The following is a 14556-nucleotide window of genomic DNA, read 5'->3' as shown; positions in this document are numbered from 1 at the left end:
ACATATGGCAAATTTGGACGAAACATTAACCATGTTGAAGGATTTAACGGATGCCAGAGGAATTCCGGGCAACGAAAAAGAAGTAAGGGAAGTAATGAAAGACTATATTAAAGCATATGCCGATGAAATGTCTACGGATAATTTGGGAAGTCTCATCGCCAAAAAAACAGGTGATGAAAATGGACCAAAGATTATGGTTGCCGGTCATTTAGATGAGGTTGGCTTTATGGTTACCAGGATTGATGATGATGGGTTTGTTTATTTCCAAACTACTGGCGGCTGGTGGAGCCAGGTTATGCTTGCCCAGCGTGTGACAATTATGACCGCAAAAGGGGACGTAACCGGAATTATTGGGTCGAAACCACCGCATATTTTATCCGCTGAAGCGAAGAAAAAATCAATCGAAATAAAGGATATGTTCATCGACATTGGGGCTTGCAGTAAAGAAGAGGCAAGTGATTTTGGGGTTCGTCCCGGGGATGCAATTGTTCCTTATTTTGAATTCACCCCATTAAAAAATGAAAAAATGTTATTGGCCAAGGCTTGGGACAATCGCATTGGCTGTGCAATCGCTATTGAAGTGCTTAAACAGTTAAAAGATGTGAATCACCCGAATATCGTGTATGGCGTTGGTACGGTACAGGAAGAAGTGGGTTTGCGTGGAGCGAAAACAGCAACTCATACGATTAAACCAGATATCGGTTTTGCCGTGGATGTTGGTATCGCTGGTGATACGCCAGGAGTATCTGACAAAGATGCGGACAGCAAACTTGGTAAAGGACCGCAACTTGTCTTGTACGATGCATCCATGGTTTCACATAAAGGTGTTCGCGATCTGGTTGTTGATACCGCTGATGAGCAGCATATTCCTTATCAGTATACATCGATTGCACGTGGCGGAACGGACTCAGGTTCCATTCATTTGACGACAAATGGTGTCCCTGCTTTATCCATTACCATTGCCACTCGGTATATTCATTCCCATGCCGCAATTTTACATCGTGATGATTTTGAAAATGCCGTGAAGTTGATTGTAGAAGTTATTAAAAAGTTGGATCGCGATAAAGTAAAAGAGATTGTGTTTGGATAAATCAAAGGCGCTGGAGCAGAACGGGACTTTCTAGTTAAAGACTTCATACAGACGCAAATTTTATACTTTCTATTCCATAAAAAAACAACCGAAAAAGCGGCAACAGTGATAAACTGCTGCCGCTTTTTACGCTAAATACGTGTCCAGGAAGGCGGGGGATAAACAGCCCGTAAATTCCTGATTCTGTTCCTCTGGATCAGTAGGGGAGGAAAGGAAACTCCCACTGAATGAAGTTTCACTTTATAATTTTACAATGTCTTTACCGGCCTTTTGCAGGATTTGCTGGTAAAAGGGATCATGGCCAATACAGAAAACGCGGTCACACAAATCGATAATCTCATCCATATCATGCGACGTATACATGATGGTCATATTCTGACTTGTCGCCTGATTTTGTAAGTACATGCCAATTTCTTTACGTGACTTTAAATCAATCCCGGCAGTTGGTTCATCCAATAATAATAGCGATGGATCGTGGATTAGCGTAATTGCCAAATTCAGTTTGCGTTTCATACCACCTGATAATGATTTCACCGGTTCCTTCCATTTTTCTAAATTCATGTCCAGACAAAGCTTATGTAAAACTTCTTTATTTTTCTTTTTCCATGATAAATGTTCAAAGAAGACCATGTTTTCTTCTACACTGAATTCTTCCCATACAGCAATGTCCTGGGGAACAAATCCGATTTGTCGACGCACCTTTTTGCGATTTTGCCGATAATCCAGATCATGGAAGTTGATTGTGCCAGATGTAGGCTGGATAAGGGTAGCTAATATTTTCATTAAAGTCGACTTTCCTGCACCATTTTCCCCGACAAGTCCGATGATTTCGCCAGGTTTTATGGAAAAGCTGATATGATCCAGTATTCGCTTTTTCCCATAGTCCTTTACCAGTTGTTCAACGTGAAGCATAAAATTCCTCCTTTCTGCAATACCAGATAAATGCCAGAACTAAAATCACTAAAGATGACAGGTTCCAGTACTCGCCATCCAGAAACGGCTGAATCGGGTTGAGTTCTGTAATCCACGGCCAACGATTTATTATCCCATTAACAGGGATGATCGCTCCACTGCCAATCGCGAAAATTAGCGTTAGAGCAAATGCTGTCATATAATAATGGAATGATCGTTTAAACAGGTTTGAGAATAAAAAGATAGCCATATTCAAGAACAGTCTGAAACAAATCCAGCTCCAAATCGGTATTCGTTCACCAAGCATGAGCCAAAACGTAATGATGGTGATCCCATCAAAAATAAGGCATAGAGTGGTATAGATCATAAAATTCAAGATGAGATAATGTTTCAATGACCAGCGCATAAATGCAAACCGCAGCCTGATACTTGCATGTTTTTCATGAATAATCCAGTCAAACAACAAAAGCGTTGCCAGCAAGGTAAAACTCGCCCATATCCCCCATATGTTGATCAACTTGGTATCGTTATTTGGTGATGATGCTGTTTTACCAAAAGAAAAAGATGATGTTAACAGGTTTTCTTCCAACTGGATTTCATCTGCTTTTGTAACAATTTCGTCTCGTGTCCATTGCTTGGGTGAAGCATACTGGCCAGTGAGTTCCTGTACCGTATGAACCGCTTTTGATCTGCCGGTTTGCTGCTGGATATACGACAGAATCATTTCTTTTACCGGGGTATACGCAAAGGATAGATCTGATCGATAGCCCGTTAGCAATTGATTTCGATTGTCATGAAAAATGTCTTCTCCGTAACCATCATGAATAATAAAGATACTGTCAAGTTGATGCTTTTTCAATTGATGGCGGGCATTCTCTTTTTCAAGCTGGTAAACATGAACAAACGAGGTGGATGCGACCTGCTTTAACAATTCCTTCGCAGCTGGGGAATCGTCTTCAACTACAATACCAACAGGAATACTGCTTTTTGCTTTCATCGAATCAATTATTGTAACAATTCCAATGGTCGCCATTAGTGGTAGCAACAGCCATAATAAAAGTGTCAGCCAATGTTTTTTCCAATGCATACCCCGGGTTAATAAAATGGATTTCATGGATTCTTGCCCTCCTTCCATAACGACATTGCCACAAAAACAAACAATCCGGAAGCTGACATTAGAGCAAGTGGCAGGTAATCTGCATAAATCCGTTGGTTTAAAATGATTTCCTCCAGCCATTTGTATGCCTGATTAGCAAAACTATAAGGAAGGTATGCTTGAACCCCGTGTGGAAAGTATAATACTGGTATAATGGCACCGCTTATAAATAAGATGACAAATGTAAATAAAGACTGGACAAGCAATCGTAATTTTGCCGATCGGACTACTGTTTCTATTGTGGCCAACCCCTCTAAAAATGTAAAACTGTATAAGATAGTGATGATAGCTATTCGCCAGTAATCTTTTATATCCAGATTGATATGAATCATTCGTTGCAAGACCATCAGGGCAAGCAAGCTTAAAATCATCACAATGAATAGGGATGTCAGCATTTTGGCCATCAGCTGCTGCAATTGTGTTACCCCATATAAACGCATTCGCTGATTCATTCGCAGTGGTTCGTGGTCGGTTAAAAAAGAATAGAAAGCAATTAACCAAATGGTCATAATAATAAACCAGCTTGCAAGACCATAGTAATGAACCGGTGAACTTGTAGCATGATTGGTTATTGTTTTTTCCTCGATGATTTTATCTTTACCGATGGTGTAAAAGATAAAGCTTTTAAACTGGTCAAATAACATGTCGCTCCTTTGTTCGGTTGCGATCGGCAGTTGTTTGGCAAAGTAGTTAATGGTCAGTATATTTGCTTGTGCAGCACGAATGTGCCGGGAAACACTGTCTATTAACTCCTTAATGATATAGCTGTCCATTCGTTTTGCCGGATTCCCTGTGATTGGTAATGTAACTGCATTTCCATTATATAAATCACTGGTAAACCCTTTTGGGAAGGTTATGTATCCACTTAATTGATTTTGTTGTAGCCGGTTGTTAGCCTCGTGCTCTGATAGTTGATTGATAGATAGGTAACTGCCCAGCTGTGTGGACTGTTCAATTAGTCCGACCACCAATTGGGTTTCGTCTGATTGATCCAGATCGACTAATCCGATCTCTATTGGTTCCTGTTTATCATGAGTCATCAATGAGATTACAATTGTCTCGCTCAAACTGACAATAATAATAGGAAAAAGCAAAAGAAGAGGAAGTGATAGCCACTTCCTCCCAAACCTTTTGCAATTATGGTACATAAACAGGGTGATGTGTTTCAAGAATATCATGTTGTCACTTCCTTTAGGGGATGTTCAAAAGTTCCGGTAAAAATGACGTTCCCCTGCAAAAGGGGTATGCCGACGCCTGAGCGCAAGCCCGTTTTTAGTCGGCCTTCCTTTGAAGCTCGTTGGCTTGCTTTTCCGCTCCTCATGTACCTTTTATGTACACTCCGGTGCTCAAAGCTACGCCGCCTAGAACTTCTCGGTCCTTTTTATCCTTTTTGAACACTCTCTTAAACACCGGCCGCGTTAATAAAGTCTACAAACCATTTAACCCGCCGCCAGCTCCTAAAATTCCCATTATCCATTTCTGATATTGTGGCGCTACATCGGTCTCGAAGTAATCCTCGATTTCATCGATCGACATACTGCCAATATCTTTTACATTTGAAGTATCTGGTGTCTTAACTTTTTTAATCGTTTTGGCATCTTTTGCTACAGTTAGGCTAAATGCATCCTGATTAATATCGGGCGCATCGACCGAGAAGTTGTTTTCCGAACTCATTTTATCATGATCATAAGATGCATTTCCTGACCAGTTCAGACTATAATTGTCATTGTAAGGATCAGTAACCGAGAATACACGTTCAAAGTCGCGTTTTTCATCTTTTAATGTTTCTTTTCCCTGGTAGGACAATTTAGTTTCGTCAGGAGCCACTAGTTTAATAGAATCATTAGCTTTATTGTCCTTCCATGATAAATCCCCGGTCAAGGTGATTGCTTCCTTGTCAGTGTCGTCACTGCCAGTGATCTTATAATCAAATTTTTGTTGGGTGTCACTTAATAAGTTTGTACCTTTAACAGATAATGTATTGGTATCATCTTTATTTTCACCAACACCAATACTAAAATCGCGTTTTACAATCAGGTCATTTTTTGCCCAAATGTCAGAAGTGAACCCATTTGGGATATGCGCTTCTTTTATTTCTTTGATACCTTTATCAATCTCTTTTCCAAACATGTTGTCAATTGCCTCGTCAAAATCGATGTTCTCGTCGAAATCCATGTCAAATGCCGATGGATCAATACCAAATGTTTGGATCTCCATCTGTTCTTTAAAGATTTTTTGCAACTTTTTATCACCTTGGACCTTTTCCAAAATGGATACAAGTAAATCTTTCGTTTCTTGCTCGGATAAGTGGAACGTCAATTTTTTGGTGTTGAAATTTTTTCCGTCCACTTTAATTGTTTCTTTCGTTGACTCAAATGCGTCTCCCGGAAGATCTTTATATATTTCGGTTAGATATTCTTTTTTCAGGTAATCGGCATCTTTTTCCGGCAGACCTTTTGCCATTTCAAAGAAAGCATCAAAGTCAATTGTTTCTCCTTCAGGAAATGTTGGATCTGCTTCATGTATGAGCTTACCAACGTCTTTGTCTTTTATTTGCAAGTTTTCATCCAGAAATGGCAGACCCACCATCAGTTGATCAGCATCAAGGTAAAAGTTTAAGTCTTTGATTTCCAGTCCGCCAACACTTGCCTTCATATCGGTGTAAAGCTGCTTTTTCTCCAAATCAGTTTGCGCTGTTAAGTTAAGTGTGGAGTTATTAATAATATCTGATGGATCCATCATTCCATAGCCACCACTTGGGTTATTATATTCACCCGACAATTCGAACGCTGTTTCTGTTGGATTTTCCTTTGTTTGTTTACTCCAATCCAATTCTGGCTCATACCGTTGTGATAGCTGGTCTTTCATAAAGTCGAAGGTGCCTTTTTCGGCTTTAAAGTATTGCGCCTTATCGGATCCGGTCAATAATGCATACGCCGTAATTCCGCCACCTATTAATAAGACGATGACGACAATAATGGCAATGAGCTTCTTGGAAATTCCTTTTTTTCCTGGATCCCCGTTTTGTGTTTCCTCCATTATACCATTTCTCCTCCCTGTCTCCATGCTTCTAAATTAATTGTATTGTTTAGAACGGAGCCTAATTAAAATAATACTACGGATAATTATATATCATTCATGGAAACAATGGTCAAATGGTTATAGTTATATAATCCAGCTGATTAATCGTAAATTCCTGTTTTTGTTCTGATCCAAAGGCAGACTATTAGTTCTTTATATCTAATTTAGTAGGAAAAAATGTAAAATATAAAACTATTATTTGGAATATGTACAACTGCAGAAAAATTTATTAGGACTTTTTTATTATTTTTGTGAAATAAAAGAGGTGGAACCGACAAAAATCGCCATCAATGAACGTGGATGCCTGGGGGAAGATATAATAACACATTTTCTTAATCAAGATATAACATTCCGCGAAAGTTAAATGCTCTTTACGCGGAATGTTTCTCATATTCTTTTGACAAATCAACCTATGACATCGAATCGGTTGCTTCTTTCACACCTTGTTCCAGGCTGCTGACCATTTCCAATCTTTCTTCCTGATCTGATTGTTTCCAGATTAATTCGAACAGTACACCTAAGCCAGGTAGCATTTTTTCTTCACCGTTTTGAATAGCATCAACGATTGTATCTTTGAGTTGTTCCCGATCATTTGATGCAATATTAGTAAGAATGGCTTTTCGTAAATTTAAATCCAATCCAATCACCTCATTGTATAGTTTTGCGGTATAGTTTGACCAAAATAAACCGGAATATGTATGATAGACAGGAAACCGGATAAGGAGTAGGTACATGATCACGTCGATGCAAAACAATAAAGTAAAGCAATGGAATAAACTAAAGAAAAGGAAAGATCGAACAGGAACACATACTTTTTTGATTGAAGGATTTCATCTTATTGAAGAGGCTCATGCAAGTGACTGGGAAATTGTTGAACTTATTTTACAGGACGGTATTCCTGTACCTGATTTTCTTCAGGAGTATGCTTATTACACTGTTTCCCAAGCAGTTATCCAACAAATTTCCAGCACAAAAACACCCCAGGGAATTGTTGCAGTCGTTCGGATGAAGGAATACAAATGGGGGACATTCGAAAAACTTCTTTTGGTTGATTCCCTGCAAGACCCGGGTAACCTTGGAACAATGATTCGTACCGCAGATGCAGCTGGATTTGATGCCGTTATTTTAGGGGATAATACGGTTGATGTCTATAATGAAAAGGTAATCCGCTCCACCCAGGGATCCATCTTCCATATTCCGATTTTTCAGGAGAACCTGGTCACTAAAATCCCATCCTTGAAAAGAGAAGGATTTGCCATTTGGGCATCTGCACTAACAAACGCATCCATTTATTCGGAGTTGTCACCGCAACCAAAAACAGCGTTAATCGTTGGTAATGAAGGTGCAGGTATTTCTGAAAATGTTCTTAACTTGGCTGATGATGTTGTGAAGATCCCAATTTACGGGAAGGCTGAATCACTAAATGCCAGTATTGCCGCGGGAATTTTAATGTATTATTTGCAAAGCTAACTATTGCAATTTGGACCTTTTTTGACTATAATAAAGGAAATTTGAATGAACAGCAGTGCGATGAAAGAGCTTGTTGACAATTAAAGAATCGGTCATAGGGAGGAAATGTCCTGGACTGTAAGCATTTCCGGCCGTTTATTTGTTAATATTTCACTCTGGAGCTGATACTTGGACCTTGGAAACCAGGAGTCGTTGGATTTCTGTGTTCATAAGTAAAGGTATGCCGGATTTTTCCGTTATCAAGTTTAAGCAGGTCACATATATATTTGTGTCAATAAGGGTGGTACCGCGAACCAAAGCCTCGTCCCTTTTCATGGGGGATGAGGCTTTTTGTATGGAAAAACAGAGTCTTTTTAAATGCTGATTTTACATATTCGAAAGGGAGGATTATGCATGAAGGAACAGTTGGAGGCGTTGCAGACCGAGGCACTGGAGCGTATTCGGGAAACGGATAGTCAAAAAGAGCTTCAGTCGATTCGGGTGGCTTATTTGGGAAAGAAAGGGTCTATTACCGGGATTTTAAAAGGAATGGGCAGCTTATCAAAGGAAGAACGTCCAGTGGTGGGAGAGATGGCCAATCGGGTACGGGAGGCAATTACCGAAGCCATTGAGCAAAAGAATGAAATCCTTGAGCAACAGGCACTGGAACAACAACTGGCGAGTCAAACAATTGATGTCACTTTGCCAGGTCGCCCAGTAAATATTGGCGGTCCACATTTGCTGACCAGCATCATTGAAGAAATTGAAGATTTGTTCATTGGAATGGGCTATGAAGTACGTGAAGGTCCAGAAGTTGAAACGGATTATTTTAATTTTGAGGCATTAAACTTGCCGAAAAATCACCCGGCACGCGATATGCAAGATACATTTTATATTACGAATGAACTATTAATGCGTACGCATACATCTCCGGTTCAGGCACGGACAATGCGCGCCTATCAAGGGAATACTGGTGTGAAAATGATTTGTCCAGGGAAGGTTTATCGCCGGGACAACGATGATGCCACCCATTCCCATCAATTTACGCAGATCGAAGGACTTTATGTGGACAAGGATGTTCGTATGAGTGACTTAAAGGGTACACTTGACAGGTTTGCCAAAAAAATGTTTGGAGCAGATCGAAAAATCCGTTTGCGCCCAAGTTTCTTTCCGTTCACTGAACCGTCAGTTGAAATGGATATTTCCTGTAAAGTTTGTCACGGAAAGGGATGTTCGGTATGTAAAGGGTCCGGCTGGATTGAAATCCTGGGTGCTGGTATGGTGCATCCGAACGTATTATCCATGGCTGGCTATGATCCAGATGTATATACCGGATTTGCTTTTGGAATGGGACCGGAGCGGATCGCCATGTTGAAATATGGTATTGGGGATATCCGTCAATTCTACACAAACGATAAGCGATTCTTAAAACAGTTTCATCAAGCATAGGAGGTAAGACAAGGTGTTAGTATCGTTAAATTGGTTGGAAAATTATATTGATATCAAACATATTTCACCAGAGGAACTCGCTGAAAAGATTACCAAAAGCGGTATCGAGGTAGATGGTATAGAATATGTTGCCGAGCCGTGTAAAAATGTTGTAGTTGGGTTTGTTAAGGAATGTGCGGTACATCCCAATGCTGACAAATTAAATCTTTGTCAAGTGGATACAGGTGATAGTGAATTGCTGCAAATTATTTGCGGGGCACCCAATATTGCACAGGGGCAAAAAGTAGCTGTCGCAAAACCGGGTGCAGTCTTACCAGGTAACGTTAAAATTAAGAAGGTTAAATTGCGCGGCATTGAATCAAACGGAATGATTTGCTCACTTCAAGAATTGGGCATTCAGGAAAAATACGTGCCTAAAGACGTAGCAGATGGCATATTTGTTTTTCCTGATGATACCGAAATTGGCCAGGATGTCACTCCGCTTTTGAATCTTGATGATGCCATACTTGATTTGGATTTGACACCAAATCGGGCGGATTGTCTAAGTATGTTAGGTGTTGCTTACGAGGTGGCAGCGATCCTTCAACAGCCGCTCCAGCTGCCGGACGAAACGGTCAAACCAGCTGATGATAATGAGCATGCTTCAGCATATATTGATGTAAAGGTAGATGCCAAGGAATTAAATCCATATTATGGTGCATTCGTGGTAAAAGATGTTCAGATCAAACCGTCCCCTCTTTGGATGCGTAATTATTTAATCGCATCGGGAATTCGCCCGATTAACAACGTGGTTGACATCACAAACTATGTGCTGCTCGAATATGGACAACCATTGCACGCCTTTGACTATGATCGGCTGGGTACGAAGGAAATTGTCGTTCGTTGTGCCCATGAAAACGAAACGATCGTTACATTGGATGGTCAAAAGCGAACACTATCACCACACCATCTTGTCATCACGAATGGGACAGAACCAGTTGCACTTGCCGGTGTGATGGGTGGTGCCAATACAGATGTACAGGAAAATACAAGTACAATCGTTCTTGAAGCTGCATATTTTGATGCATCATCAGTAAGGACAACGGTTAAAGATACCGGCTTGCGTAGTGAAGCAAGCACACGATATGAAAAAAAGGGTGTGGATCCAAAACGGGTCTACCGTGCGGGTGTACGTGCTTGTCAGCTGTTGAAACAATATGCAAATGCAAAGGTTCTGCAACATCCGGTTATTGTGGATGAATTGGACTATACTGAAAAAGAAGTAGATATGCATACAGCTGAAATCAATAAACGTCTTGGTACAGAGATTACGGCTGATGAGATCGCTGGTATCCTGGAAAGGTTGCGTTTTTCATATGAACAAACAGAGGAGCATTTTCATGTGTGGGTTCCGTCCCGTCGAGCTGATGTTGCCATTTTTGAGGATATGCTGGAGGAAGTGGCACGTATTTATGGATATGATAATCTGCCATATACACTGCCAGAGGGAGCATCTCAAGCAGGTGGATTAACTGGTCAACAGCGATTGAAACGACAAATAAAAAGTTTTATGGAAAGTACCGGACTAACGGAAACAATCACCTATTCATTGACACGTGACGCGTATATTTCAAAATTAATCAGCCCGGAAATTGCCGATGTCAGCCCGGTGCCAGTCAAACTATCCATGCCGATGAGTGAAGAACATAAATATTTAAGGCTTAGTATTCTTCCTGAATTGTTACATGTTGCGTCGTATAATATAGCCCGAAATCAGCCCGATATTGCCTATTATGAATTGGGTTCCATTTTTATTTCCCATGAGGAAGGGTTAACGAAACAACCTGATGAACAGTTGCGTTTAGCAGGTGTATTGTCAGGCATTTGGGAACAACTAGAGTGGCAACAGGAGAAAAAGACTGTTGATTTTTATGTTGTCAAAGGAATCATCGAAGGATTGTTTGCTTATTTGGGTCTTCCTGTATCGTTCAAACAGGCAACTTTGCCGGATATGCACCCGGGTCGATGTGCCGAGCTTATTTACAAAGAACAGGTCATCGGATTTCTTGGTCAGGTTCATCCGGTACTAGAGCAGCAAATGGATTTAAATGAGACTTACGTTTTTGATGTGAACCTGGAAACTGTACTGGCAACCCATGCTCGTGTGCCAAACTACCAGCAAATTCCAAAATATCCATCCATCATCCGCGATATTGCCTTTGTCCTGGATGAACAGGTGCGTGCAGACAGTGTGAAAGATGTGATTGAACAAACCGGTGAGGAATTGGTTAAAGATATTCAGATTTTTGATGTATACACTGGTGAGCGTTTACCAGAAGGCAAGAAGTCCATCGCATACCGGTTGCTTTATCAGCATCCGGAGCGGACATTAACGGATGACGAAGTAGAAGCTTCCTACCAACAGATTATTGCTGCTGTTAACGAAAAATATGATGCATACGTAAGATCGTAAATAGTGCCCTGGTCCAGTGTGTATAGCTGGATTGGGGTATTTCTTTTTAAGCGGATGTTCAAAAAGCTTTACAGGTGTATAACCATTCCAGAAAAGAGAAATTATTTCAGTTCCCTAAACGCCATCTTCATGTTAAGATAAAGTGAATAATTTTTTCTGAGGGGGAAGCCGTGTGACCCAGAATGACAAAACACGAATAACGGTTGAAATACATAATAAATCATATACGATTGTTGGAACAGAACCTGAACATCATGTTCGGCTCGTCGCCAGTTTGGTGGATCAAAAAATGCGTGAAATTCAAGCTGCCAATAGAGACCTGGATACAGCAAAGTTAGCTGTTTTAACCGCAGTGAATTCAATGAATGAGTATTTGAAACTAAAAGAAGAATATGCGAAATTGCTAGGTTCAATGAATAAGAAAGAGGAAAAGTAGCAATGGTTAGCTTCATTTTAATTATTTTATTACTTTTTGGTTTCTTAATGGGACTAAGAAGAGGATTTATCTTACAGGTCTTCCATTTGGTTGGTTTTATTATTGCATTTATTGTTGCCGCACTGTATTACGATAATCTGGCAGCAAAGCTACCTTTTTGGATTCCTTATCCGGATTTGCCAAGTGATAGCTCATGGGCAGTTTTCTTACAGTCTGAGCCGATGGAAACGGCTTTCTATAATGCTATTTCCTTCGCGGTTATTTTCTTTGCTGTAAAAATTCTTTTGCAAATTATTGCATCCATGCTTGATTTTGTTGCAGAACTCCCTGTTTTTCATTCGATTAACCGGCTTTTTGGTGCAGTCCTTGGGTTTGTTGAAGTCTATTTGATATTATTTGTCATTTTATATATCCTGGCTCTGACACCATTGGGCAATGTTCAGTCATGGATCAATGATTCTTTCATTGCCAAGCTGATTATTGAGCATACCCCGGTATTATCGGGTCAGTTGAAAGACTTATGGTTTTCCCAACTCGAAGGCCTAATCGATCGGGTTCCAAGCAAAGGATAATACAGGATTTGAATGTAGTGTAAATCGGAAAACATGATTGCAATATAATCGTCCACTAACGACTGATTCCACATTATAGGAATATGCCTTGTATTTTGTGTACAATTGGTATGGGCCTTTCATGAATCAGTCTTTTTATTTACAGAAGATATGATGATAAGCAGGTGAGCAGCATGACGATAAACAAAAAAGATGTTTTACATGTACTAGAAAAAATAGCTATTTATCTGGAGCTAAAAGGTGAAAATCCCTTTAAAGTTTCCGCTTATCGTAAAGCAGCACAAGCGCTTGAACGTGATGATCGTTCATTGGCAGAAATAGATGATTTTACAAAAATAAAAGGAATTGGCAAAGGTACAGGCACAGTAATACATGAATATCTCAACCACGGGGAATCAGAAACATTAAAACAGTTAGAAAAAGAGGTGCCTGCCGGTTTGATTCCGTTGTTAAACCTGCCTGGACTAGGAGGCAAGAAACTGGCAAAATTGTATCAGGAGCTTGGGGTAACGGATGCCGTTTCGTTAAAGGCAGCCTGCGAAAGTGGTAAAGTTGAAATGCTTGAAGGTTTCGGAAAAAAATCGGTCGAAAAAATTATTAAAGCCTTAGCAGACGCTAATAAACGGCCGGAGCGTTTACCAATTGCCATCATGCTCCCGCTTGCAGAGAAAATCGAAGCGGACTTAAAGGAAATTCCAGAAATTGATACCTTTTCACGGGCAGGCAGTCTTAGACGAATGCGGGAAACTATCAAAGATCTTGATTTTATCATCGCTACAAGCAAGCCACTTAAGGTTCGGGATGCGTTGCTTGAATTAGATAATATCAAAGAGGTCATTGCCAGCGGCCAAACAAAGGTATCGGTAACCCTTGATGATGTTTATGATATTAACGTCGATTTTCGAATTGTAGAACCAAAGGAATTCGCTTCTACATTGCATCATTTTACCGGATCGAAGGAACATAATGTTGCAATGCGGCAACTGGCAAAGGCAAAAGGTGAAAAAATCAATGAATACGGCATTGAACATGATAAAACGGGTGAAATCCTTACTTTTAAAAATGAGGAAAATTTCTTCCGCCATTTTGGATTGCCTTTTATCCCGCCTGAGTTAAGGGAAAATACAGGAGAAATAGAGAATTATAATGAAAATATCGAATTGGTAAACTTAGCGGATATACGCGGTGATTTGCATATGCATACGACATGGAGTGATGGTGCACAATCAATTGAAGAAATGGTAAACCAGGCCCGCCAGAAAGGGTATGAATATATTGCCATTACCGATCACTCCAAATTTTTGCGGGTTGCCAATGGTTTAAATGAAAAAAGATTGCGCCAACAGCGGGAAGAAATTGCCCGATTAAATAATAAGTATCCCGATATCCATATTTTTGCTGGTGTAGAAATGGATATTTTACCCGATGGTTCACTTGATTTTACAAATGATTTTTTACAGGAAATGGATTTTGTTATTGCGGCGATTCATTCCAGTTTCCGTCAGTCAAAGGAAATGATTATGAAACGGTTATATGCAGCCCTCGATTGTCCGTATGTTTCGCTCATCGCCCATCCGACAGGCAGACTAATTGGCAAAAGAGAGGGCTATCAAGTAGATTTGGATCAGTTAATCGAACGAGCCAAAGAAACAGAGACTGCCTTGGAAATCAATGCGAACCCAAATCGGCTTGATTTAGCGGCGGAATGGGTGCGAAAGGCACAGGATGCCGGCGTGCCCATTGCCATTGATACGGATGCTCATAGTTTTCATATGCTTGAACATATGTGTTATGGAGTTGGAACGGCGAGAAAGGGTTGGCTGCAAAAAGACACGATTATCAATACGTGGACAAAAACACGATTACAGGATTATATGAACCGGAATAAATAATGTGGACAGATCTATATGTAACTGGGCAGGTTCTTACGGTGAAGCAAAACGCTCACTTGGAAAAGGA

Annotated in this window: 12 protein-coding genes; 7 read left to right on the top strand and 5 right to left on the bottom strand. The window is 40.3% G+C overall.

The window, feature by feature from the left end; all coding sequences use genetic code 11:
* The first annotated feature begins 4 nt into the window (after positions 1-4).
* The gene (locus ABRT01_RS04705) at positions 5-1090 is read left to right on the top strand and encodes a M42 family metallopeptidase (protein WP_269412027.1); all 1086 of its coding nucleotides are present in this window, start codon (positions 5-7) and stop codon (positions 1088-1090) included.
* Positions 1091-1330: 240 nt separating this feature from the next.
* Here the strand turns inward: ABRT01_RS04705 and ABRT01_RS04700 are convergent, their stop codons facing one another.
* The 5 genes from ABRT01_RS04700 to sspI all read right to left on the bottom strand — a co-directional run bounded on the left by ABRT01_RS04700 (position 1331) and on the right by sspI (position 6877).
* Positions 1331-2002 (bottom strand): ABC transporter ATP-binding protein, encoded by a 672-nt coding sequence (locus ABRT01_RS04700; RefSeq protein ID WP_269412028.1) that lies wholly within the window; start codon positions 2000-2002, stop codon positions 1331-1333.
* Complete coding sequence (locus ABRT01_RS04695; protein WP_269412029.1) at positions 1989-3116, bottom strand: ABC transporter permease; 1128 nt, start codon at positions 3114-3116, stop codon at positions 1989-1991. The genes ABRT01_RS04700 and ABRT01_RS04695 overlap by 14 nt, the downstream gene beginning before the upstream one ends.
* On the bottom strand, positions 3113-4336 hold the full coding sequence (locus ABRT01_RS04690; protein WP_269412030.1) for an ABC transporter permease: 1224 nt from the start codon (positions 4334-4336) through the stop codon (positions 3113-3115). Before ABRT01_RS04690 ends, ABRT01_RS04695 begins: the two co-directional genes overlap by 4 nt.
* A 250-nt stretch (positions 4337-4586) precedes the next feature.
* Positions 4587-6197, bottom strand: coding sequence for a flagellar basal body-associated FliL family protein (locus ABRT01_RS04685; RefSeq protein ID WP_269412031.1), 1611 nt, complete (start codon positions 6195-6197; stop codon positions 4587-4589).
* Between the two features lie 452 nt (positions 6198-6649).
* The gene (gene sspI, locus ABRT01_RS04680) at positions 6650-6877 is read right to left on the bottom strand and encodes a small acid-soluble spore protein SspI (protein ID WP_269412032.1); all 228 of its coding nucleotides are present in this window, start codon (positions 6875-6877) and stop codon (positions 6650-6652) included.
* Between the two features lie 94 nt (positions 6878-6971).
* Between sspI and ABRT01_RS04675 the strand changes: the two genes are divergently transcribed.
* The 6 genes from ABRT01_RS04675 to polX all read left to right on the top strand — a co-directional run bounded on the left by ABRT01_RS04675 (position 6972) and on the right by polX (position 14489).
* Positions 6972-7709, top strand: coding sequence for a TrmH family RNA methyltransferase (locus tag ABRT01_RS04675; RefSeq protein WP_269412033.1), 738 nt, complete (start codon positions 6972-6974; stop codon positions 7707-7709).
* Between the two features lie 393 nt (positions 7710-8102).
* Positions 8103-9137, top strand: coding sequence for a phenylalanine--tRNA ligase subunit alpha (gene pheS, locus ABRT01_RS04670; RefSeq protein WP_269412034.1), 1035 nt, complete (start codon positions 8103-8105; stop codon positions 9135-9137).
* Between the two features lie 13 nt (positions 9138-9150).
* Positions 9151-11589 carry a phenylalanine--tRNA ligase subunit beta gene (gene pheT, locus ABRT01_RS04665; RefSeq protein WP_367746405.1) on the top strand — a complete coding sequence of 813 codons (2439 nt, stop codon included), beginning with the start codon at positions 9151-9153 and terminating at the stop codon, positions 11587-11589.
* A gap of 172 nt (positions 11590-11761) precedes the next feature.
* Positions 11762-12025, top strand: a complete 264-nt coding sequence (gene zapA, locus ABRT01_RS04660; RefSeq protein ID WP_269412036.1) for a cell division protein ZapA — start codon at positions 11762-11764, stop codon at positions 12023-12025.
* Between the two features lie 2 nt (positions 12026-12027).
* Positions 12028-12597 carry a CvpA family protein gene (locus tag ABRT01_RS04655; protein ID WP_269412037.1) on the top strand — a complete coding sequence of 190 codons (570 nt, stop codon included), beginning with the start codon at positions 12028-12030 and terminating at the stop codon, positions 12595-12597.
* Positions 12598-12770: 173 nt separating this feature from the next.
* Positions 12771-14489 (top strand): DNA polymerase/3'-5' exonuclease PolX, encoded by a 1719-nt coding sequence (gene polX, locus ABRT01_RS04650; protein WP_269412038.1) that lies wholly within the window; start codon positions 12771-12773, stop codon positions 14487-14489.
* Positions 14490-14556: the final 67 nt, after the last annotated feature.

This window comes from Lentibacillus sp. L22, from assembly GCF_040812445.1.
GTDB classification, from domain to species: Bacteria; Bacillota; Bacilli; order Bacillales; family Amphibacillaceae; genus Lentibacillus_C; species Lentibacillus_C daqui.
This window is presented reverse-complemented; position numbering and strand designations above follow the sequence as displayed.

Bases quoted from the DNA above. Each gene is read 5' to 3' on its own strand.
- ABRT01_RS04705 (WP_269412027.1), top strand. From the start codon at position 5: ATGGCAAATTTGGACGAAACATTAACCATGTTGAAGGATTTAACGGAT.
- polX (WP_269412038.1), top strand. From the start codon at position 12,771: ATGACGATAAACAAAAAAGATGTTTTACATGTACTAGAAAAAATAGCT.
- ABRT01_RS04690 (WP_269412030.1), bottom strand. From the start codon at position 4,336: ATGATATTCTTGAAACACATCACCCTGTTTATGTACCATAATTGCAAA.
- ABRT01_RS04685 (WP_269412031.1), bottom strand. From the start codon at position 6,197: ATGGAGGAAACACAAAACGGGGATCCAGGAAAAAAAGGAATTTCCAAG.
- ABRT01_RS04695 (WP_269412029.1), bottom strand. From the start codon at position 3,116: ATGAAATCCATTTTATTAACCCGGGGTATGCATTGGAAAAAACATTGG.
- ABRT01_RS04655 (WP_269412037.1), top strand. From the start codon at position 12,028: ATGGTTAGCTTCATTTTAATTATTTTATTACTTTTTGGTTTCTTAATG.
- pheS (WP_269412034.1), top strand. From the start codon at position 8,103: ATGAAGGAACAGTTGGAGGCGTTGCAGACCGAGGCACTGGAGCGTATT.
- ABRT01_RS04675 (WP_269412033.1), top strand. From the start codon at position 6,972: ATGATCACGTCGATGCAAAACAATAAAGTAAAGCAATGGAATAAACTA.
- ABRT01_RS04700 (WP_269412028.1), bottom strand. From the start codon at position 2,002: ATGCTTCACGTTGAACAACTGGTAAAGGACTATGGGAAAAAGCGAATA.